General features: G+C 60.5%; 15 protein-coding genes and 2 rRNA genes (1 of these 17 cut by a window edge). 6 read left to right on the forward strand and 11 right to left on the reverse strand.

The annotated features are described in order from the left end of the window. Positions 1–71 precede the first annotated feature (71 nt). A complete protein-coding gene (locus ACP26L_RS33080; protein WP_426449847.1) occupies positions 72–575 on the forward strand; it encodes a hypothetical protein in 504 nt (167 codons plus the stop codon). A 159-nt stretch (positions 576–734) separates the two neighbouring features. On the opposite strand, the gene ACP26L_RS33085 is transcribed toward ACP26L_RS33080, so the two are convergent. The 3 genes from ACP26L_RS33085 to gltB all read right to left on the reverse strand — a co-directional run bounded on the left by ACP26L_RS33085 (position 735) and on the right by gltB (position 7938). Beyond that, positions 735–1520, reverse strand: coding sequence for a hypothetical protein (locus ACP26L_RS33085; RefSeq protein ID WP_426449848.1), 786 nt, complete (start codon positions 1518–1520; stop codon positions 735–737). A gap of 331 nt (positions 1521–1851) precedes the next feature. Next, positions 1852–3336, reverse strand: a complete 1485-nt coding sequence (locus ACP26L_RS33090; RefSeq protein ID WP_426449849.1) for a glutamate synthase subunit beta — start codon at positions 3334–3336, stop codon at positions 1852–1854. A 12-nt stretch (positions 3337–3348) separates the two neighbouring features. Beyond that, on the reverse strand, positions 3349–7938 hold the full coding sequence (gltB, locus tag ACP26L_RS33095; RefSeq protein ID WP_426449850.1) for a glutamate synthase large subunit: 4590 nt from the start codon (positions 7936–7938) through the stop codon (positions 3349–3351). A 364-nt stretch (positions 7939–8302) separates the two neighbouring features. On the opposite strand from gltB, the gene ACP26L_RS33100 reads away from it, so the two are divergent. Then, positions 8303–10180, forward strand: coding sequence for a PAS domain S-box protein (locus ACP26L_RS33100; protein WP_426449851.1), 1878 nt, complete (start codon positions 8303–8305; stop codon positions 10178–10180). Between the two features lie 140 nt (positions 10181–10320). Next, positions 10321–10899, forward strand: a complete 579-nt coding sequence (locus ACP26L_RS33105) for a thymidine kinase (RefSeq protein WP_014372495.1) — start codon at positions 10321–10323, stop codon at positions 10897–10899. Between the two features lie 163 nt (positions 10900–11062). Here ACP26L_RS33105 and hisC read toward each other — a convergent pair whose 3' ends face one another. Continuing rightward, entirely contained in the window at positions 11063–12181 is a 1119-nt protein-coding gene (hisC, locus tag ACP26L_RS33110; protein WP_426449852.1) for a histidinol-phosphate transaminase, read from the reverse strand. 155 nt (positions 12182–12336) lie between these two features. On the opposite strand from hisC, the gene ACP26L_RS33115 reads away from it, so the two are divergent. Then, the gene (locus ACP26L_RS33115) at positions 12337–13956 is read left to right on the forward strand and encodes a PLP-dependent aminotransferase family protein (RefSeq protein ID WP_426449853.1); all 1620 of its coding nucleotides are present in this window, start codon (positions 12337–12339) and stop codon (positions 13954–13956) included. 105 nt (positions 13957–14061) lie between these two features. Then, the gene (locus ACP26L_RS33120) at positions 14062–14562 is read left to right on the forward strand and encodes a hypothetical protein (RefSeq protein ID WP_426449854.1); all 501 of its coding nucleotides are present in this window, start codon (positions 14062–14064) and stop codon (positions 14560–14562) included. A 70-nt stretch (positions 14563–14632) separates the two neighbouring features. Here the strand turns inward: ACP26L_RS33120 and ACP26L_RS33125 are convergent, their stop codons facing one another. From ACP26L_RS33125 to ACP26L_RS33140, 4 genes are all read right to left on the reverse strand, one after another. Continuing rightward, a complete protein-coding gene (locus tag ACP26L_RS33125) occupies positions 14633–15685 on the reverse strand; it encodes a hypothetical protein (RefSeq protein ID WP_426449855.1) in 1053 nt (350 codons plus the stop codon). Further along, positions 15678–16217 (reverse strand): RNA polymerase sigma factor, encoded by a 540-nt coding sequence (locus tag ACP26L_RS33130; protein ID WP_426449856.1) that lies wholly within the window; start codon positions 16215–16217, stop codon positions 15678–15680. The genes ACP26L_RS33125 and ACP26L_RS33130 overlap by 8 nt, the downstream gene beginning before the upstream one ends. Before the next feature lie 137 nt (positions 16218–16354). Further along, positions 16355–18160, reverse strand: a complete 1806-nt coding sequence (locus ACP26L_RS33135) for a 5'-nucleotidase C-terminal domain-containing protein (protein WP_426449857.1) — start codon at positions 18158–18160, stop codon at positions 16355–16357. 384 nt (positions 18161–18544) lie between these two features. Continuing rightward, complete coding sequence (locus tag ACP26L_RS33140; RefSeq protein ID WP_426449858.1) at positions 18545–18892, reverse strand: metal-sensitive transcriptional regulator; 348 nt, start codon at positions 18890–18892, stop codon at positions 18545–18547. Between the two features lie 219 nt (positions 18893–19111). Between ACP26L_RS33140 and ACP26L_RS33145 the strand changes: the two genes are divergently transcribed. Further along, a complete protein-coding gene (locus tag ACP26L_RS33145; protein WP_426449859.1) occupies positions 19112–20761 on the forward strand; it encodes a hydroxysqualene dehydroxylase in 1650 nt (549 codons plus the stop codon). Between the two features lie 89 nt (positions 20762–20850). Here ACP26L_RS33145 and ACP26L_RS33150 read toward each other — a convergent pair whose 3' ends face one another. The 3 genes from ACP26L_RS33150 to ACP26L_RS33160 form a co-directional block, all read right to left on the reverse strand. After that, complete coding sequence (locus ACP26L_RS33150; protein WP_426449860.1) at positions 20851–21381, reverse strand: type 1 glutamine amidotransferase domain-containing protein; 531 nt, start codon at positions 21379–21381, stop codon at positions 20851–20853. Between the two features lie 534 nt (positions 21382–21915). Next, positions 21916–22032: ribosomal RNA gene (gene rrf, locus ACP26L_RS33155) — 5S ribosomal RNA — on the reverse strand. A gap of 197 nt (positions 22033–22229) precedes the next feature. After that, positions 22230–23032, reverse strand: a 23S ribosomal RNA gene (locus tag ACP26L_RS33160); it runs 2120 nt beyond the window's last position.

Here is a 23032-nt window from a genome sequence, read left to right on the forward strand (position 1 = left end):
ATTTAAGCCATAAATGATTTCCCGCGTGAATATAGTAGGAGCAAGAGGTCCGAGAGAGGAGACCGGAGCGAATGAGAAAACCTAGGGAGCTGGTTTACCGCAGCAGCCGATACGGGTTTACGCTGAGACTACCCGCATGGTGGCGCAGCTTTTGTGTCGTCAGCCATTCGAAGCGCGACCGGGAGACCGAGTATGAAGCCCATTTTCAGTTCAAATACAAAGGCAGAGTCTACGATGACATCTTCGCCCTGCTCGTGTACCGGATGACCCGCAAGCAGTGGAAAGCACAGGGATATGACGAGTCGCCGCTGATCTTCGTGGCGGAGCATGACGGCCGGATCTTCGCCGGTCTGACGCCGGAAGAGCTGCCCTACGCGTTCTACGATCCGAAGACGGACGACTATAATTACAAAAAGTACGGCACCGCCATCTCCCTGCTGAAACGGATGGTGAACAGCGATGTGCCGCGAATTCTGAAGTCGGTCCGCTTTGCCCGCAGGAGTGTCGCGATGAAATCCGTCCCCTACCGGTCCAGCAAGGTATGGCCTGCCCGGGGCCGGCGTAACCGGAGATAATCTCCGGAGGGGCTGGGCACGGGCGGCTTCGGCCGCCCGGCGGGAACCTGCACCAAGAAGCCCTGCGGGATCTGGTCCGCAGGGCTTCTTTGGCGTTCTTCCGCCGCAAGACCCTGTAGGTCGGAACGGCGGCGGAAGCCTGGAACGGGTCGAAGAACATCAGGAGAACCATCGCCCCGACCGCTCGGCGGCCCGCTTTTTCTTCTTGGCGTACTTCTGGACACGCGAGAGCATTACCGACTCGCCGCCGTGGTCGGAGGAGGCCTCCCGCTTCTGCTCGGAAGGGCGGGACTCCGGCTCAGCCGCGGCTGCGCTCTCGAGCCGTCCGGGCAGAAGAGCCCGCTCGCCCTGCAGCCCAGCCTCCGACGGTGAAGTCATGGCCTGTTCCCCCGGCGATGCCGTTTCAAGCGGAGCAAGCCGCTCTTCCCCCTCGGGCAGGCCGTCGGCTTCCAGGGACGCCCGGACTTCTGCCTCATCAGCTGCCAGCGCCGCATCCACAGAAGGATATGCCGCCTCGCCGGCAGCCCCCATGGATGCACCGGCATCCGGCCCCGCTTCTGCGGCCTCAGCCACGCCTTCGGGGGCGCCTTCGGCCGTTCCTGCAGGAAGCTCCACTTTCGGGCCCCCCGCAGACATGGCGATATCCTCATCATCGCCGGGAGGGAGAGTACCGCCGCGGACCGGCTCCGTCCCCCGCTCCTCCTGTCCGGCCGGCATTCTGCCCGCCTGAGGGGTTCGTTGTGAAGATGCCCCCGCTTTGCTTTCCTTCCCTTCCAGCCTGCACAGCCGGTCATTCAGGGCCAGCACCGCCGTACGCAGCTCCTCTACCTCTCTGCGCAGCGCTGCGAGCTCCTGCGGTCCATCCTGTTCCACCCATTCCTCCGACTGCTCCAGCAGCGCCTTCCATTCCTCCGCCGTCAACAGCTCCTTGGGGTCTCTGCGCATCCTCTCCTGCCGCCTCCTTCCGTACTGCATACCGTACAGCGATTATACAATAGGACGGCGGTACGGCTCCACAAAGTTTCAAGAGTGCAGCTGTGAGACGAAGACGGCTCCATGGAACGGGAGAACTGCATGTACGAGTTCTAGCTGTGCTGATCCCCCATCCTTTCCTGTATCCCATTTCCTAGTATGCCGATCACAATAAATGAGGCGACGCCTACTAAAAGATCGGCCCGAGTATCCTGACGCTGCCAAAAGGGGCAGACCCGGCTTCCGGCCGGTATCTGCCCCTGCATTTATGCTGCCGTTCCCATCCCGCTCCGCTCCCTCCCGCTTACGGCAGGTTCGTTGCGCCCATCAGGTACCGGTCGACCTCCCGGGCCGCCTCGCGCCCCTCCTGGATCGCCCACACTACCAGGCTCTGGCCCCGCCGCATGTCGCCTGCGGCAAAGATGCCCTCCGCGCTGGTCGCATAGCGCCCATAGGCCGCCTTGGCGTTCGAGCGCTCGTCGCGCTCCACGCCGAGCTGCTCGAGCACCGGGCTCTCCGGGCCGGTGAAGCCCATCGCCAGCAGCACGAGCTGCGCCGGAACCACCAGCTCGCTGCCCGGCACCTCAACCGGGACGAAGCGGCCGGCTTCATCGCGCTGCCAGTCGACGAGCACGGTGTGCAGAGCGCTCACCTGCCCGGCTTCATCTCCCACGAACCGCTTCGTGTTGATGAGGTAGCGCCTCGGATCGCCTCCCTGCAGGGCCGCCGCTTCCTCCTGGCCGTAGTCGGTCTTGAGCACCTTCGGCCACTCGGGCCAAGGATTGTTCGCCTGCCGGGTCTCCGGCGGACGCGGCATAATCTCGAACTGCGTCACGCTGCGGCACTTGTGGCGGATCGCCGTGCCCACGCAGTCCGTGCCCGTGTCCCCGCCGCCGATCACGACCACGTCCTTGCCCTCGGCGGACAGGTAGGCTCCATCCACATGGCCGGAGTCGAGCAGGCTCTTCGTGTTGCGCGAGAGGAACTCCATCGCGAGATGGATCCCGCCGAGCTCCCGCCCCTCAATGCGCAGGTCCCGCCCCTGCGTGGCCCCGCCGCAGAGCACCACGGCATCATAGTCCTTTTGGAGCTGCGAAGCCGGGATATCGCGTCCAATCTCCGTCCCGGTGATGAAGACGACCCCTTCGGCGGCGAGCAGGTCGATCCGGCGCTGAACCACCTTTTTGTCCAGCTTCATGTTCGGGATCCCGTACATGAGCAGGCCGCCGGCCCGGTCCGCCCGCTCGTAGACCGTCACCAGGTGGCCCGCCTTGTTAAGCTGGGCCGCACAGGCGAGACCCGAGGGGCCCGACCCGACCACAGCCACAGTCTTCCCCGTGCGCCGGGCGGGCGGCTGCGGCACGACCCAGCCCTCGGCGAAGCCTTTGTCGATGATCGTCTTCTCGATGTTCTTGATCGTCACGGGCTTGCCGTGCAGCCCCACGGTACAGGAGCCCTCACACGGTGCAGGGCAGACGCGCCCGGTGAACTCCGGGAAGTTGTTCGTCTTGTGCAGCCGCTCCAGCGCATCCCGCCACTGCCCCCGGTAGATCAGATCATTCCACTCGGGGATCAGGTTCTGCACAGGGCAGCCGGCCGCCATGCCGCTGAGCATCGTCCCTGTATGGCAGAAGGGAATGCCGCAGTCCATGCACCGGGCTCCCTGCTGCTGCAGCTTGATCTCCGGCATGGCAATGCCGAACTCCTGCCAGTGGGCGATCCGCAGCAGAGGAGCATGCTCGATCGGCACCTCGCGCTCATAGTCCATAAACCCGGTCGGTTTTCCCATCGCTTCTCCTCCTTAGTTGCCGCCCACGCGGGAGACATCCTTCATGTTCTCTTCGAAGGCCACGAGCAGCGCCCGCTGCTGCGACAGCCCCGAACGCTTCACGCGCTCGATGGCCTCGAACATCCGCTTGTAATCCTTCGGAATGACCTTGACGAAATTCCACAGGAGCTCCTCCCAGTGCTGCAGCACCCGGTGGGCCACCGTACTGTCCGTATACGTCGCATGGTGCTGGATCAGGTTCTTGAGCTCCTCGGCTTCGTAGATCTCCTCCACACTCTCGAGCAGCACCATATCCTTGTTGCACCGGCCGGCGAAGGTTCCCTGCTCGTCGAGCACATAAGCGATGCCCCCGGACATCCCCGCCGCAAAGTTGCGGCCGGTAGGCCCCAGCACCACCACGCGCCCGCCGGTCATATATTCGCAGCCGTGGTCGCCGACACCCTCCACTACGGCCCGGGCGCCCGAATTGCGGACGGCGAACCGCTCCCCGGCAATGCCCCGGATATAAGCCTCCCCGTCGGTCGCTCCGTAGAGGGCGACGTTGCCGATGATGATGTTCTCTTCCGCCGTGTAGGCCGCCTGCTCCGGAGGGAACACGGACAGCCTGCCGCCGGAGAGCCCCTTGCCGAAGTAATCGTTGGCGTCGCCCGCAAGCGACAGCGTCATGCCCCGTGGAACGAACGCCCCGAAGCTCTGACCGGCCGATCCGTTAAAATGCAGCCGGATCGTATCGTGCGGCAGCCCTTCACCGCCATACAGCCGGGTCACTTCACTGCCGACGATCGTGCCGACCACGCGGTTCACGTTGGAGACCGGCACGATCGCATGCACCCGCTCCCTGCGCTCCAGAGCCGGCGCGCAGAGCTTCAGCAGCTCCGTGCGGTCCAGCGACCGGTCCAGCCCATGGTCCTGCTCCTCGCTGCAGAAGCGCCCCACCCCCGGCCCCGCCTCCGGCTGATGCAGCAGCGGGGAGAGATCGACTCCCTTGGCCTTCCAGTGCGCCACCGCCCGTTTCGTCTCGAGCACCTCGGTGTGCCCGATCATCTCCTCCAGCGTGCGGAAGCCGAGCTCGGCCATAAGCTCGCGGGTATCCTCCGCGACGAAGCGCATGAAGTTCACGGCATGCTCCGGCTCGCCGGTGAACTTCGCCCGCAGCTCCGGGTTCTGCGTCGCCACGCCGACCGGGCACGTATCGAGATGGCACACGCGCATCATAATGCAGCCGAGCGCAATCAGCGGCGTCGTAGCGAAGCCGAACTCCTCGGCCCCGAGCAGGGCGGCGATCACTACGTCCCGCCCGGTCATCAGCTTGCCGTCCGTCTCCACCCGGATGCGGCTGCGCAGGTTGTTCAGCACGAGCGTCTGGTGCGTCTCAGCGAGGCCCAGCTCCCACGGGAGTCCCGCATGGCGGATCGACGTCTGCGGCGAAGCTCCCGTGCCTCCGTCGTAGCCGCTGATGAGCACGACATCCGCCTTGCCCTTGGCGACGCCGGCCGCAATCGTGCCGACGCCGACCTCCGAGACCAGCTTCACGGAGATGCGGGCGCGCGGATTCGCATTCTTGAGATCGTGGATGAGCTCGGCGAGATCCTCGATCGAATAGATGTCGTGATGCGGCGGTGGAGAGATCAGGCCGACGCCGGGCGTCACGCCGCGCACTTCAGCCACCCACGGGTAGACCTTAGAGCCCGGCAGCTGGCCGCCTTCGCCGGGTTTGGCCCCCTGCGCCATCTTGATCTGGATCTCGTCGGCGTTCACGAGATAGGCGCTCGTGACCCCGAATCGGCCGGAGGCCACCTGCTTGATCGCACTGCGGCGCAGATCCCCGTTCGGATCGGGCGTGAAGCGCTCCGGATGCTCGCCGCCTTCGCCCGTATTGCTCTTGCCGCCGATCCGGTTCATCGCCACCGCCAGCGTCTCGTGCGCTTCTTTGGAGATCGAGCCGTACGACATCGCACCGGTCTTGAACCGCCGGAACAGGGATTCGGCCGGCTCTACTTCCGCGAGCGGTACGGGCTCGCGATCTGAGCGGAACGCGAGAAGGGATCGGAGCGTCAAGTAGCGTTCGTTCTCCTGGTGGATCAGCCTGGTGAAGCTTCGATAAGCGCTGTAATCCCCAGTCCGCACCGCCTTCTGCAGCGCATGGATCGTCTCCGGGTTGTAGATATGCTCCTCCCCGTTCCGGCGCCACTGCAGCTCGCCTCCGGGATCCAGCACCTCGTCGCGGCCCTCCTGATCCGAATAGGCCCGGCGGTGGCGCATCAGCGCTTCCTCCGCAACCTCCTGCAGCCCGATGCCGCCGATCGGCGTGTAGGTCCATGTAAAATACTTCTCAACCAGCTCGCTGCCCAGCCCGACCGCCTCGAAGATCTGGGCGCCCCGGTACGACTGGATCGTGGAGATGCCCATCTTCGCCAGCACCTTCACGACGCCCTTCGTCGCCGCCTTGATATAGTTCGCTTCCGCCTTCTCCGGCGTTAGATCTTTCAGTGCCCCCCGGCGTATCTGCCCCTCGATCGATTCTAGCGCCAGATACGGGTTGATGCCTCCCGCCCCGTAGCCGAGCAGCAGGGCGAAGTGGTGCACCTCGCGCGGTTCCCCCGACTCCACGAGCAGCGCCACCCGCGTACGGGTCCCCTGCCGGATCAGGTGATGGTGCAGCCCCGATACGGCGAGCAGCGCCGGAATGGCCGCCTGCTCTTCATCGGCCCCCCGGTCGGAGAGAATGAGCAGGCTCGCTCCCTCCTCAACCGCCGTATCCGCCGCAGTGAACAGCGCCCCGAGCGACCGCTCCAGGCCGGCCGCCCCCTCCCCCGCCGGGAACAGCATCGGCAGCGTCACCGTGCGGAAGCCTTCGCGCTGCACATGCCGCAGCTTCGCGAGCTGGGCGTTCGTCAGGATCGGCGTCTCGAGCCGGATCTGCCGGCAGCTCTCCGGCTTCGGATCGATAAGGCTGCCCTCCGGTCCGATCGTCGTCACCTGCGCCGTGATGATCTCCTCGAAGTTGGCGTCGATCGGCGGGTTCGTCACCTGGGCGAACAGCTGCTTGAAGTAACTGTAGAGCAGCTGGGGCCGGTCCGAGAGCACCGCCAGCGGGGCATCGAAGCCCATGGAGCCTACAGGGTCTACACCGGTCCGTGCCATCGGCTCCAGCACACGGCGCAGGTTCTCGAACGTGTAGCCGAATGCCTGCTGGCGCTGGAGCAGCGTCCCCGGATCGGGCTCCGGCGGCAGCGGGGCCTCCGGCAGCTCGGCCAGCGATACGAGATGCTCCTGCAGCCACTCCCGGTACGGATGCTCCGCCGCCACGGCGGCCTTCAGCTCCTCATCCGTGATGATCCGCCCCTCGGCCGTATCCACAAGCAGCATCCGGCCCGGCTGAAGCCGCTGCTTCGCCGCAATGCGCTCCGGCGGAATCGGCAGCACGCCCGCTTCCGAAGCGAGCACGATCCAATCGTCCGTGGTGACATAGTAGCGTGCGGGACGCAATCCATTTCGGTCGAGCACAGCCCCGATCGAAACCCCGTCCGTGAAGGCGATCGCCGCCGGACCGTCCCAGGGTTCCATAAGACAGGAATGGTACTCGTAGAACGCCCGGAGAGCATCGTCCATCGACTCGTGCTTGGCCCACGGCTCGGGGATCATCATCATGGCCGCATGGGGCAGCGACCGCCCGGAGAGCATCAGGAACTCGAGGCAGTTGTCGAACATCTGGGAGTCCGACCCATTCGTATCGATCAGCGGAAGGATCGCCTCATAATCGCTGCCGAACAGCTCGGTCCGGCAGGCCGCCTCACGGGCATGCATCCAGTTCACGTTGCCCCGCAGCGTGTTGATCTCCCCGTTGTGGATCAGATAGCGGTACGGGTGGGCCCGCTCCCAGCTCGGGAACGTATTCGTGCTGAACCGGGAATGAACCAGGGCCAGCGCCGTCTCAAAGTCCCCATCCTGCAGATCCGTATAATACCGGTCGACCTGTGCCGGCGTCAGCATGCCTTTGTAGACGATCGTGCGGGAGGAGAGACTCGCGAAGTAGATGCCCCCTTTCCCGAGGGAGGGCGGCCCCTTCTCCGAGCGCTTGCGGATCACGTACAGCTTCCGCTCGAAGGACAGGTAGTCCTCCGCATCCGCCGAAGCGCCTACAAAGAACTGCCGGATACAGGGCTCCGCCGCTTTCGCCGCCTCTCCGAGCAGCGCATGATCCGTCGGCACGGTGCGCCAGCCGAGGAAGGTCTGGCCTGCTGCTCTCACCTGATCTTCAATCCATAACTCGGCGGCGATGCGCGCTTCCGCCTGCTTCGGCAGGAAGAGCATCCCGACGCCGTAACGGCCGGGATCCGGCAGCCGGATCCCTTCTTCCGAGCAGACCCGCTGCAGGAACTTGTGCGGGAGCTGAAGCAGGATCCCCGCACCGTCTCCCGTATTGCTCTCGCTGCCTTGACCTCCGCGGTGGTCGAGGTTGCAGAGAATCCGAAGAGCCGCCTCCACCATCGCGTGAGAAGGGGCTCCTTTCATATGGGCGACGAAACCGATGCCGCATGCATCGTGTTCGAAGCTCGGGTCGTACAGGCCCTGTTTGGCCGGAAGTCCATTTCTGTTCATCACTCGCGCAACCTCTCATTTTCGGAATGGATTACAACGCTTGGTCTATCGCCCTCGGTGAAATGCCATCTCTGAAAAAAAACTATGGGAATGCGTTATCAGTGTAATGCTTTACAGAAATAAAGCGGTATAGGCAAAGAAAAAGGAACGCCCCTGCCTGTGCCCGCTGCCCTAGCTGTGAACATTCTATGAACAACCCTAGATCGTATGAATAATCTTAACATCCCATGCCAAGCTCGGCAATTTATAAAAAACTAGAGATTTCGACTCATTTTTGAGGGGATACGGCAGAACAGAAAGGGAAATGTAGACATTTGACGAATGCCTAACAGATGCATTATTCATGAAGCGGAGGAAGCTTCCCATGCAAGATCACCCCCCTTATATCCCCACTACGGCCTGCGAAGCCCAGGACCACGGCATCCGCCTGCAGCGGCTTTTGCCCGAGTTGGCACTGAAGCCCTTCTCCCTCTCGGAGGTCGGCACGCTGCTCGCGGCAGCGGACGGGCGCATCGTGATGAGCAGCGATTCTCTCTCCCGCCGGCTGGGCTATGAGCCCGGCACCCTGCAGAGCTCAAGCCTGCAGGAGCTCGTTCACTCCGGGGATCTGCTGCTGCACATGCATCATCTCAGCCGGCTGGCCGCAGGGCAGAGCACCCGGTATACCGCTGAGATGAGACTCATACACTGCAGCGGTGAACCTCTGCCGATGTCCGTAAGCGCCTTCCCGGTCGGTGAGGAGGCGGACGCCCACCGGTATATTTATATGCAAGTGCAGGATTTGAGCAGCCGTGTCCGGGCGGAGTCCGCCCTGCAGGAGTCTTTGCTCCACATGAACTCCCTGCTCGAAACGATGACCGATGCCTATCTCATGCTGGGGCGGGAAGGCGAGTTTCTGTACATGAATCGCTGCGCGGAGGAGCTGCTGCGCCGCAGCCGAGGTGAGCTTCTCGGCCGCAGCTGCCGGGTGCTCATGCCCGAATGGTACGGACCGGTCTTCTACCGCAGCTTTCAGCGTGCGCTGGAAGAAGGCGTTCCTTTGTACGTCAAGGAGCATTTCCCCTCCGAGCAGCGCTGGCTCGAGCTCCACTGCCGGCCCTGCAAGCCGGGGCTGTCCGTCTTCATCCGGGATGTCACCCGGCATAAGGCGCAAGAGGAGAAGCTCCGGGCGACGAAGCAGCAGCTCGACTCGATGATCGAGCATGCGGCGGACAACATCGTCATCCTCGACAGCAGCTTCCGGCTGCTGCGTGTCAACCAGGCATTCCTCGATACCTTCGGTTATTCGGAGGAGGAGCTGATCGGCCGCCGACCGCCGAACATCCCGGATGAGCTCTGGATCGAATCCGAGCTGCTGTTCCGGCAGGCCTTCCAAGGCAAGCAGATCTCGGGCTTCGAGACGATACGCCGGCGCAAGGACGGGACTCATCTCGATATGAGCCTCACGATCTCGCCCATCGTCGGAGCCGATCATGACATCCCCGGCATCTGCATCATCGCCCGCGACATCTCGGGGCACAAGCGCACCGAAGAGCTGCTGCGCAGCTCCGAGAAGCTGGCTGTCGCCGGACAGCTGGCCGCCGGCGTGGCCCATGAGATCCGCAATCCCCTGACCTCGCTCAAGGGCTTCACCCAGTTCATGAAGGCCGGCGCACAGTACAAGGAACAATACCTCGACATCATGATGTCCGAGCTTGACCGCATCGAACAGATCATCAGCGAGCTTCTGCTGCTGGCCCGTCCGCAGGCCGTCACGTACCGGACCAAACCCCTGGAACCCATCCTGACCCACGTCATCTCCCTGCTCGAACCTCAAGCGAATCTGCAGAATGTGGAGCTGCTGGCCAGCATCCCTTCCGGTCTTCCGCCTGTCTACTGCGAAGAAAACCACCTCAAGCAAGTCTTCATCAACCTCATGAAAAATGCGCTGGAAGCGATGCCGCGGGGCGGCAGACTGGAGGTGACCGCCTCATCCGGAGAAGAAGACGGCGACGTCTGCGTCACGCTTGAGGACAATGGTCCCGGCATTCCGGCGGAGCTCCTGAAGCGGCTCGGGGAACCGTTTTTCACCACCAAGGAAAAAGGCTCGGGGCTCGGCCTCATGGTCTCCCAGAAGATCGTTGCGGAGCATGGGGGGCGGCTGTCCATAGACAGCAGGGAAGGCGGCGGGACCACCGTAAGCGTGACGCTGCCCAAGGCCTCCGGGCGTCCGGAGCCGGATTCGGACGAAACAGGCTCTTGATGCGTCAGCCCGACGCTGCCTATCCCCTGCGCCATATTGGATTACATTGGCAGGCCCGCCCGTCCCCCGGGGGTATACCAGCCCGGCCGCAATATGCTATGATGGTCTTCTGATTTCCTGTAGAGAGGACGAGCATCCCAGTGGCCCAACTCTATTTCCGATATGGTACGATGAACAGCGGCAAATCCATCGAAGTGCTCCGTGTGGCCCATAACTATGAGGAGCAGGGCAAAAAAGTGCTTCTCTTCACTCCGGCCGTCGACGACCGGGAAGGCGTGGGCGTCGTCGCTTCACGCATCGGCATGCGCAAAGACGGCATCATCATCGACGAGCATCTCGATATGGTGGCGATGGCGGCGCAGGAGCGGCCGAACTGCATCCTGATCGACGAAGCGCAGTTCCTGACGAAGGCGCAGGTCGAGCAGCTGACCGAGATCACCGACACGCTCGGCATCCCGGTGATCACCTACGGCCTCCGGGGCGATTTCCTCGGGCAGCTGTTCGAAGGCAGCATGCATCTGTTCGCCCTCGCCGACAAGATCGAAGAGATCAAGACGGTCTGCTGGTACTGCGACCGCAAAGCGACGATGAACATGCGCTGCAAGGACGGCGTTCCCGTCTTCACGGGCGAACAGATCCAGATCGGGGGCAATGAGAGCTATATCCCCGTCTGCCGCAAGTGCTACTCCCGCCAAAAGAAAACGGCCGCCGCGCAGTAATCTTCTGCGCTCACGGCCATTTCCTCCCCCGCCCCCCTCTTTGAGGACGCGGCGGGATTATCGCAATTTGGAAGCATCCGCCGGCATGGCGGGTGCTTTTTCGTCATGGGACAGGACAGTCTTGGGGCTCGATGAGTCCGTCTTGAGGCGTTCCGCTCCGCTTCTACAGCTTCCGGAGGGCTGCGATCAGGCGGTCCATTTCCTCCGCCGTCCCGATCGAGATCCGGACATGCTCGGTCAGCCCCCACGAGCCGCCGTAACGCAGAATAATCCCCTGCGCCAGCAGCCGTCCGCAGGCCTGCCCCGCCCCCGGTCCGAGCCGGACCAGCACGAAGTTGGCCATGCTCTCGGTGCACTCCAGCCCAAGCTCCCGGCAGGCGACATACAGCTTCTGCCGGCCCTGTCCGTTCAGCTCACGCGCCGCCTCCACATGCCCCTGATCGGCCAGTGCGGCGGCGGCGGCCGCCTGGGCCAGCGCGTTGACGTTGAACGGCTCCTTCACCTGGAGCAGCGTCCGGACCACCTCGCGCGGCGCAGCGCCGAAGCCGACCCGCAGCCCCGCCAGCCCGTAGATCTTCGAGAACGTCTGCAGCACGACGAGCGGGTATCCCTCCCGCACCAGCTCCAGTCCGTCCGTATAGTCGTCTGCGGTGACGTAGTGACTATACGCGGCATCGTAGACGACGAGCACGCCCTGCGGCAGCGAATCGAGCAGCCGGCGCAGCTCGCCGGCCGGCAGATACGTCCCCGTCGGATTATTGGGCGAGCAGAGCCAGATGAGCTTGGTCCGTCCGGTGACGGCAGCCAGGAGGGCATCCGCGCTGCAGCGGAAGCCTTCCCCAAGCGGTACGCGTACCACCTCGGCGTTCATCAGCAGCGTGCCGAAGGCATACTCGCTGAAGGTCGGCGCCGGAGTAATCACCTCATCGCCCGGATCCAGGTACGCTTCGGCAATCAGCGTAATGAGCTCGTCTCCCCCGTTGGTTATGATAAGCTCCTCCTCCGACAGCCCCTTATGCAGGGCAATCGCCTGCCGCAGCCGCACCGCTCCCGCGTCCGGATAGCGGTGCAGCTCCGGAAGCATGGCCGCTGCCGCCTCCACCGCCCGGGGCGATGGCCCCAGCGGATTCTCGTTGGAGGCCAGCTTCACCACGTCCTCCAGCCCCAGCTCCTCCTGCACCTCCCAGATCGGCTTGCCGGGGGAATAAGGGGTCATCCGCCCCAGCACGTCCCGCGGCTGAACTCTCCGTTCGTTCATTTGCAGAGCTTTCTCTTGTCTCATGGCTTTCTCTCCTCTTTCCTTTGAGTTGGCATAACCGCTGCACTGCCGGATGGACCGCCGCAGCTTTACTTTCCCATCCGTTCTTACGATAATTAGCATTATACGGCCTTACTGTCATAATCCAATGTACAAAACGCTATCACTTTTCATGACAGATGAGACACCGCACGTGTCTGGCCATCCAAGCGGCCAAGGCCTGGGCGCTATCCTACAGATACAAAGGAGGGTTTCCCCTGCTGATCCCCCCGATCTCGGCGGCTTATCCCGGTGAGCCGCTTCACGCACAGGTATACCGTACTCTCAAGGAGGAGCTGCTCGGCGGCCGGATCGCTCCCGGGGGACGGCTGCCTTCCATCCGCCAGCTGGCACAACACCTGGGCATCTCGCGCAATCCGGTTGAAGCGGCTTACGATCAGCTGGCTGCGGAAGGCTATATCGCCTCCCGGCCCAAAAGCGGCTACTATGCCGCCGACCTGGAGCTCCTTGAAGATATCGTGAGAGAGGCCCCCCCTGCACCCACGGACTCTTCTGGGACGGAGCTCACCGTTCAGCCGCCGCACGCTTCGAGTGAGGCCCCCGGACTGGAGCGTCCCGGACAGGCGGCCTCCCTATCGGATGCGGCCGGCCTGATGCATAGAGGCGCCCCCGCACCGGACCGTATCCACTTCGATATGGACGGCACCGATACCGCCAGTTTCCCGTTTCCCCTCTGGCGCAAGCTCACTATGGAGGTGCTGCAGCCGGCGAATCTCGGGCTGCTCGGTTACGGCGACCGCCGCGGAGAGCCGAAGCTCCGGGAGCTCACCGCCGCCTACCTGCGGCAGACCCGCGGCGTCCGCTGCACGTCCGAGCAGCTCATACTCACCTCCGGTACGCAGCAGTCCATGCTGCTGATCGCTTCACTGCTCCGGGGGACGCACCGGGAGTGGGCTGTGGAAGGGGCCATGGATCCGCGCATTTCGGCCCTCCTGCGGCAGCAGGGCATCGGGCTGCACGGCCTTCCCCTTGAAGAGGATGGCTTTCCGGCAGACCGCCTGGACCTCGGGAAGCACAGGGCGGCGTACGTTACGCCTTCCCACCAATTCCCTTACGGGATGGTCCTGCCCGCGGCCAAACGGCTCAAGCTGCTGCAGTGGGCGGAGGCCAGCGGCGGCTATCTCATTGAAGACGACTATGACTCCGATTTCCGTTTCGAGGGCCGCCCGGTGCCCGCGCTGCAGGGGATGGACAGCACGGGCCGGGTCGTGTATCTCGGCACCTTCTCCAGGTCCCTCTCCCCCGCCTTCCGCCTTAGCTACTGCATCCTGCCGCAGGAGCTGCTCGGGCGTTTCCACCGGGAGCTCGTCTGGTACGAGTCCAGCGCCTCCCGGTTGACCCAAAAGACGATGGAGCTGTTCATGGAGCGGGGCGGGTTCGAGCGGCACGTCCGGCGGATGAAGCAGCTCTACCGGCACAAGCGCGCCGTGCTGCTGGAAGCCATTGACCGGCACATGGGAGGACGCAGCCGCGTGTCCGGCACCGCCTCCGGACTGCACGTGCTGCTGCGCCTCGACTCACCGCTGCCGGAGGAGAAGCTGCGGCAGCGTGCCGCTGCGCTCCGCGTCGAGGTGCGGGCCGTTTCTTCCTTTCATCTCGAGGATGTAGAACCGGTACTCTCCTGCGAGGCTTGTTCCCCTGAACATGAGGCTCCAGGCTTTCTCCTTGGCTTTGGCAGCCTCACTCCCGGGCAGATCGAAGAGGGCGTCCGCCGGCTTGCGCTGGCTTGGTTCGGCTGAGCGGCCATGCCTCTGCCCCCCTGCCCAGATGGCGAATGGGTTCACATTCCCTCCAGCTGCGCATATCCTGTCTATATAGGCATAAGCGGAGGAGGCGAGAGCAGCATGAAGCCAACCATCTTCTGGTACCGTATCGCTCTTCTGGGCTATTTGCTGGCCTGGTTCGCAGGCAGCTTCATTACGGCCGTTTCCGTCTATGGCGGAGCCGTTACCCGTCTTATGGGAGTCGAATCCCCCATAATCGAGGAGTACGTCTACTACGCGCTGTCCGGAGCGATAGGCGGTACGCTGTACGCTCTGCGACTGCTGCATGAGTACTACGACAATCTGAACGAGCGCTGGATCGTATGGTATCTGCTGCGGCCGATCAATTGCGCCGTGGCGGCAGTCATGACGATCATCCTGTTCAACAGCGGGATCCTGCTGCTGACTACAGGTGAGACGATGGAAGCGCGGATCGGTGTCGCTTTTCTGGTCGGTTTCGGCTACGGCAAGCTCATGGATAAGCTGCGGATGCTGACCGAGACCCTCTTCAATGGGGGCGGCCGCAAAGACGAGCAGCCCGCCGGACCACCTGCACCGGAGCAGCCGGGCAAAAAGGCGTAACGATAGAGAACCCGCTTCGCCCTTCATCAGCCGGCAAGCGGGCTTTATTTGTCCACTCCGGATCCCCTGCCTACGGCTTGCGCTCCGTCCACCCCTCTTGAGGTTTTGTCGAAAATACCTCCCTGTCGACCGGTTCGTCGAACCGGATCTCCGTCATCTCCATGACAGTAACCGTTTCGCCGGCCCGGTCCGTCAGCAGCAGCTTCAGAATCACCCCTGTCTCCGAGTCGACCCAGTACTTATAACGCTCGGCCCCCTGTTTCCCGCCCATGTAGGCGTCCAGCTTCCCTTCCATGATGGTTGCTTCGCGGTCTAGAAACCGTTCCGTTCCCGTGATCTCATAGATGGGCTGCATCGTATCCCCGTCGACCGTCCAGAAGGCAAAGTTCGAAGGATAGACAAGATCCAAACCGTCCGCCCAGGCTTTCCCACCTCTTGCCGACCAGTTGTTCATTCCTTGGCTGTCTTTGTAAAAACGCGGCCCTGTGAGAGGCTCTCCTGTTCTTTTAGGCAGCCTGTCATCAATCCAATAGAACGGCTTTCCTTTACGCTTCTCTTCCAAATACATGTGAAGCATTACTTTACCGTCAAAATTGGTTATAGAGTATACCTGTCCGGTTGCCCCATCCACCCTCTTGTCCGAAGAGCCCGGCACCTCCCCTTCATCCACTGTGAACTCCACAATATACTCGTTCTTCCCCTTGTCTTCCGATACGTGATAAGCCCCCTGCACAGTCGTAAAATAATCCATCGTATTCAGCATCCGCTCAAATACCGGCACATCCGGCACTTGCTTCTTCACCATCCCACCGGAAGTACCTGTGGGAGCAGGCAGTTGTCCTCCGTCCTGCGGCCATCCTTTGGCGATGACGAAGTCCGCACCGCTTTCGCCGGCCATTCGGTCCTGCTCGAGCTGTAAGGTGCCGTACCCGCCCAACAGCAGTACCGCCCCGATCAAGCCCGCAGCCCACATTCTACGGGCTGCCAAGCCGAATCGACTCCCTCTGCCGAGCTCCCGTGATTCAATCTCCCGTTCAATCTTGTTCCGCAGGTCTTTCGTGAAGGTCCGCTCGGCCAGCGGCTCCCTCCTTAAGCGGCTGTACCAAGAAGGCCGTTCATTCATAAGGGATCCCCTCCTTCTGCAGCTGCTTCGATACTTTGGCTCTTGCCCGGTGAATACGGGATTTAACGGTTCCGACCGAGATATTCAGCATCTCTGCGATCTCCTTCTGGGAGAGCTCATGTACCGCGTCCAGGAGCAGCACCTCGCGCATCTTCAGCGGCAGTCCGGCCACCACCGTCCAGATCTCGTCCGTCAGTTGAAGAGAAAAGTACTCCTCCTCCGCCGATCGTCCCTTCCTGCCCCCGAACACCCGCTCCATGAGGATCACGCGGCGAAACCAGTTCTTTTTGCGGTAGTCGTACACAAGGTTCCTCGCGATCTTCAACAGCCATGTCCGCAGGGAAGATTCCCCTCTGAAAGTGCTGATATACCGGTAGGCCCGGATGAAGGTTTCCTGGGACAGATCGTCAGCCGCATCCGACTTCCCCGTCAACAAGTAAATATAGTTCCAAACCTCCTGCCCGTGCGCTTCCATAATCCCACGAAAATCGAGCACATCCAGACCGGCGGTGTGCCTCAAGTATTCCTCCAAGGGTTCCCCTCCTCTCTCCATACCTCTTACAGACAGCCCTTTCCATAGAAAGGTTCCCTTTCGCTCAAAAATGGCCCACAAAACAAAAAAACCAAAGGCCGCAGGAGCGGCACTTTGGTTTCCTTGAATGGAACAGCTTACGGCAGAACGATCTGCTGGCCCGGATAAATCAGGTTCGGATTGCGCAGCGCATTCAGCTCCTGGAGCTTCTGCCAGGTCGTGCGGTGCAGCTTGGCGATCTTCCACAGGGAGTCGCCGGCCTTCACGACATGCACTCCCCCGGCAGGCTGGGATTCGGCAGAAGCGGCCGGTGCCGGAGCAGCTGCGGGAGCCCCTGCAGCCGGTGCCGGTACAGCCGCGGGTGCAGCGCCTGTCACATTAATGCGTCCCACCGCGACATTGCTGACCGCTCCCTGCTTCTGCAGGTATGAGATCAGTGCTTCCTCCAACGAGGCATAGTCCCCGAGCACCGGCTGGTCCTTGAACATGGTGTACTTGTCCCCGCCTGCCGCGATAAAATCATTGGTCGCAAGCACGTACTCCTGCTCCGGCACAAGCGGCACGCCCTTCACGTTCACCGAAGTGACCCGGCTGCCGGCCGGTTTCGAGGCATCGAATGTGAACGTCATGCCCCCGATATGCGGGAACGGGGCGAAAGACTCAGGATAGCTCGATACTCCATGCTCCAGGCCGGCCAGAAGCTCCGATCCTTTGACCTTCTTCGTCTGGATGTAGTTGCCGAACGGCAGGACTGTCACCACTTCCCCCTTTGTAATCGAGCCCGGCTCGATCGAAGCGCGGATGCCGCCCCCATTGGTAAGGGCCACATCCGCACCGCTCTCGGCGATCATGGCATCGGCGATGAGATCGCCGAGATTGGATTCGCCTTTGCGTACGACCTCGCGGTCACCGACCAGCTTCACCTGGGTGCTGCCCACTTCCTGGGAGAGCACGGCCTCCTGCTCTTGTTTGATTCCCTTCACCAGCTCAACGATGGCCGGATCTTCAACAGTCCCACTTTCCTTCACGCTCGCTTTGGTCAGCAGGCCTGCCTTCTTGCCCGTCAGCTTCCCGTTCTCGAAGGTCAGATCCACCCGGCCGATATTCTTGAGATACTCGCCGGTCTGGGCGATGAGCACAGGGCCTACCTGCGTGCCTTCCTTCATCTCGGTATGGCTGTGCCCGTCGATGATCACATCGATCTCCGGCACCGCTTGGGCCACCTTGATGCTCGTATCCGTACTGGACTCGTCCACACCGAGGTGGGCCAGCGCAATGATCGCATCGACTTTGCCCTTGAGCTCGCCTACAACAGCTTTGGCTTCCAATGCAGGGTCATGGAAGGTCAGCCCCTTCACGTTGTTCGGGTGTGTCTTGTACGCGGTCTCCGGCGTGCTTAGGCCGAAGATCCCCAGCTTGATCCCGTCCACCTCCTTGATGATATACGACTCCAGAATCCGGGAGCCGTCCTCCTTCTTCGTATTGGAAGAGAGGACCGGGAACTTCGCCTGGCCGGCCAGCTCCACCAGTCGCGGATACCCATAGTTAAAATCATGGTTGCCCGCCGTCATCGCATCGTAGCCGATCGTGTTCATGAGCTTGACGATGCTCTCGCCGCGCACCAGGTTAGCAATGGTCTGGCCGTGGAACGTATCCCCGGCATCAAGCAGCAGCGTATTCGGATTCTCCGCCTTATACTGCTTGGCCAAGGTCGCCAGCGCCGCGTAACCGATGCCGGCATCGCTTGCTTCGACGCGGGAATGAATGTCATTCGTATGCAGCAGCGTGATGCTTTTCTTTGCTCCTGCAGTCTCTGCCGCGGACGGGGCAGGGGTTGTACCGGACTCTGCAGCAGCCACCGGCAGGACCGGCAGGGTGGACAGGGACGCCATCAGCAGCGCCAGGGTTCCGATCATGGAGCTTCGGAAAGGGATCAATCGCATATCGCAGGTTCTCCTCCTGTTATATAAGCTTGTACATCTCCCAACCAGTATAACAACGGAGTATTACAGACAGTTTCAATCTGTATGAAGATTTTGTTAAGCTCGCCACCCGGCAGCAAAAAAAGAGCGCCGGAACGCATCCGGCGCCTAAAGAAGATGAGGGGGTACTTCCTAAGATGACAAACGAGTAGTCTCCACCCTTCGAGGCTCCCTCTCCCCAGCATGATCCGAGTTATAGCGGGAAAGGCTCTCACGGCCCATTGCTGCCGCTGGGTGATACTATACGTTTCGCACTCTATGATTCCGCTTCGGGGGTCGGGGGCAAGTTTCAGCCCGGAACCAATCCCACCCGGCCTCCTTCCCCTCTACCCGTATATCTCTTCATTATTTGATGAGCTTGCCCATCGTTTTCATCAGCTCATCAATCACTTCCGTATCTCCCTGCTCAATTCGCTCCACCACACAGCTGCGCATATGGCCTTCGAGCAGAATTTTGCCTACGGAGTTCAAAGCGGACTGGATCGCAGCAATCTGGTTCAGTACATCGTCGCAGTACGTATCCTTCTCGATCATCCCTTTGACGCCGCGGATCTGTCCTTCGATCCGGTTCAAACGGGATACCAGATTATCCTTCACTTTGGCCGAATGGTGGCTTCTCCGTTCCCCTGCAGCACAGCAGTCATCCGTATGAGTCACCGTCGCGCCTTGCTCCTCTTTCGTTTCGATATCCATCCGGGTTCACCCTTACCTGCTTTTACTCTCAGTTTATCATACCCCTATAGGGTATACAACCATTTTATCTTCCCAGCATTCCATATCCTTCGCCATTCTTATGACACCAATACTTTAGTCCTATGTTTATCTTGTCAAAAATATGATTCCTTCGCCCCCTATTCTATGTTATAACTGATACTAGATGAAAGAAGTGCCATGTAAGGGAGAGTCGGCCAAATGAAAACGAAAGTGATTATTCTCGGGGGCGGGGTTGCCGGGATGAGCGCTGCTCATGAACTCGGTGAGCGGGGTTTTGATGTCTCGGTGTACGAAATGAAGCGTCTGCCCGGCGGCAAAGCAAGGTCGATGCCGGTCCCCGGAAGCGGTACAGAAGGCCGCGCCGACCTGCCGGGAGAGCACGGATTCCGCTTCTTTCCCCGATTCTATAAACATATTATCGATACCATGAAGCGTATTCCGTACGGGGACGACGGCTATGTTGCCGATAATCTTACCGAAGGCACCCGTCTTGGACTAGCCCGTAAGGATGGTCTTCCCGTAGAGTTTCTTACCGAGTTTCCAAGCTCCTTCTCGGATCTGAAGGATCTGTTCAAGTCCCTCTTCGATAATGACTTGGGCCTGACGGAGGCCGAAGTGGAGCACTACCTGAGCCGGATCTGGCAGGTGATGACAAGCTGTGACGAACGGCGGGCGGAGGAATACCAGAACACGCCATGGTGGAGCTTTATTAACGCCGATGAACAGTCGGACAATTTCAAACGTGTCTTTGCCGGCCTGACCCGCATTCTGGTAGCGGCCAAGGCCAAGGAAGCCAACACCTGCACGGTTGGAACTGTTGGCGCCCAAATCATGATGGATATGGTACTTCCTGGCGGAAGTGCCGACCGTCTGCTTGACGGGCCTACTAATGAAGTGTGGCTTCACCCGTGGCTGACCTACCTCCGGCATCTCGGGGTAGATTATCATTTGAATGCCAAGGTGGAGGCGGTCACCTGTACGGATGGCCGTATCACCGGGGCAACGATTACAGAAGATGGTCTGACCCGGGAGGTTCAGGGTGACTATTATATCTGCGCCCTGCCGGTAGAAGTCATGGCCCGTCTGGTCTCACCCGAAATGCTTCAAGCCGATCCCACCCTCGCGGGCATCAAACTGCTCTCGGACGATGTGGAATGGATGAACGGCATTCAATTCTACTTTAAAGAAGACGTGCCGATCATTCATGGCCATATGATATATATGGATTCTCCATGGGCGCTCACTTCCGTCTCGCAGGCACAATTCTGGCCCGAATTTCCGATGAGCGAATATGGCGACGGAACGGTTCAGGGCGTACTTTCCGTCGATGTATCCGATTGGGAAGCCCCGGGCCCATTGTACGGCAAGCCGGCCAAGAACTGCACCAAGGAAGAGATCAAGGAAGAAGTATGGTACCAGTTAAAGCTGAGTCTGAATGCAGCCGGACAGGAGATATTACGGGACGACAATCTTCATTCCTGGTTCCTCGACGAGGATATTCATATGCCTAACCCGGCGGGCACTTTGGTCAATCTCGAGCCCCTGCTGGTCAACAAAGTGTATACGCGGGAGCTCCGTCCGAATGCGTACACGCGTATTCCCAATCTTCTTCTCGCCTCGGACTACGTAAGGACCAATACGGACCTCGCAACGATGGAGGGAGCGAATGAAGCGGCCCGCCGCGCGGTGAACAACATCCTGGAGAAGACCGAATCCAAGGCTAAGTTCTGCAAGATCTGGGATATGTATGAGTTTCCCCCTTTGGCATTGCAGCGTCACCATGACAAAAAACGTTATGAAAAAGGCCTTCCATGGGACGGCAGTATATTCTCCCCAGTGGGCCGCTAAGCAATTATTCGCATCTGAGCCGGATATACAAAAACGCCTCTTCCAGTCGATTGGAAGAGGTGTTTTTCTTTTATGAGCTACGCACAGATTTAGGAACGGACGCTCGGCACCTGCTCCAAGGCCTTCAAGGTCTCCCGGATAAAGGCCGGCTCGTCCTTCGGAGTACGGGAAGTGATCAGATTCCGGTCGACCACCACCTCTTTATCCTGAAACGCGGCTCCCGCATTCGTAATATCATCCTGCAGCGGCGGATAGCTGGTCAGAATGCGTCCCTGCAGCAGCCCGGCCGAGATCAAGATCTGTGGACCATGACAGATGGCGGCAATCGGTTTTCCCACCTCGTCCATCACATGCACAAACGATTGGATCAGCGGGTCGAGCCTTAGTGCTTCAGGTGAAGAACCCCCTGGAATTACCACAGCGTCAAACTCATTCGGATTCGCATCCTTAATGGCCAGCTCCACCGTATAGCTGGCCTGCTTTTGCTTCCCTTCCAGCTTCTCTCCGGCCTTCAATCCGATAATGACGGCCTCGTGGCCGGCCTCACGAACAGCCTCATAAGGCTTCTGCATCTCGCTATCCTCAAACGCCGGACCAAGTAAGAAAGCAACCTTCGCCATTGTTATCGACTCCTTCTAGGAAATTGCGGCCCGAGACGGCCTATTCTTATTACCCGAATCTTCCCTAGTAAAATCACTACAAGGCAGTCCATGCCCTTTACAATTCCCTTACGTATTCTTTTCGAAACCTTAACCCAAGCCTCCTTCCGGTTTTGGTACAATAAGAGCAAGCAAAAGGACATGACTTCTCCCCTTCCTTTAAGAGCCCCGGTCCCGCTGCATCCCCCGTCCTCCCCCATACGGTCTTCGGGTGCAGATCCATCTCCTGTCATCGCCCCTATCCAGAGCCCCCTTCCTTCCGCATTAAACAAAGGCATCTCCCTACAAGCCCTAAGCTGCCACAGGGCTTTTTGCTTTATGACGATGCTGCCCGCCCGGATCTATCACTTTGCGACCCGTCGGGCTTGGCACAAAGATCACCGCCCCTATGTCCACTCACTCGCTGACGGCCGAGTATCGACAACGGTGACAAGCTGCTGTAACCAAACCAAAAAGAGCCCCTTTGGACACATGGTCCAAAAGGGCTCTTCATTGGCTTGGCGACGTTCTACTCTCCCAGGACCCTGCGGTCCAAGTACCATCGACGCTGGAAGGCTTAACGTTCGTGTTCGGGATGGGTACGCGTGGTTCCCTTCCGCCATCATCACCAAACGGTTTGTGTATCGGCCAGGATACACGGTAATACATATTCAAGGCAGCTTGTACCTTGAAAACTGGATATACATTCGGGTATATCATTTTGCGTTCCTTTGTGCTTCGCACAAAGGTCACTACCAAAATGATATATCCTCACTCGCTAGCTTAAGACTAACATCTACATTACTGCTGCCGCTTCCTTGCGGAAGCTAGTGGATAAGCCCTCGACCGATTAGTATTCGTCAGCTCCACACGTTGCCGCGCTTCCACCCCGAACCTATCAACCTCGTCGTCTACAAGGGGTCTTACTGACTTGGGAAATCTCATCTTGAGGGGGGCTTCACGCTTAGATGCTTTCAGCGCTTATCCCGTCCGTACTTGGCTATCCAGCCGTGCTCCTGGCGGAACAACTGGTACACCAGCGGTACGTCCATCCCGGTCCTCTCGTACTAAGGACAGCTCCTCTCAAATTTCCTGCGCCCGCGACAGATAGGGACCGAACTGTCTCACGACGTTCTGAACCCAGCTCGCGTACCGCTTTAATGGGCGAACAGCCCAACCCTTGGGACCTACTTCAGCCCCAGGATGCGATGAGCCGACATCGAGGTGCCAAACCTCCCCGTCGATGTGGACTCTTGGGGGAGATAAGCCTGTTATCCCCAGGGTAGCTTTTATCCGTTGAGCGATGGCCCTTCCATTCGGTACCACCGGATCACTAAGCCCGACTTTCGTCCCTGCTCGACCTGTTTGTCTCGCAGTCAAGCTCCCTTATGCCTTTGCACTCTTCGAATGATTTCCAACCATTCTGAGGGAACCTTGGGGCGCCTCCGTTACGCTTTAGGAGGCGACCGCCCCAGTCAAACTGCCCACCTGACACTGTCCCCGCACCGGATCACGGTACCAGGTTAGAACTCCGATACGATCAGGGTGGTATCCCAACGGCGCCTCCACCCAAGCTGGCGCTCAGGCTTCTCAGGCTCCCACCTATCCTGTACAGATCGTACCAAAGTCCAAT

It is taken from the genome of Paenibacillus sp. S-38, from assembly GCF_049942825.1.
GTDB lineage: Bacteria > Bacillota > Bacilli > Paenibacillales > NBRC-103111 > Paenibacillus_G.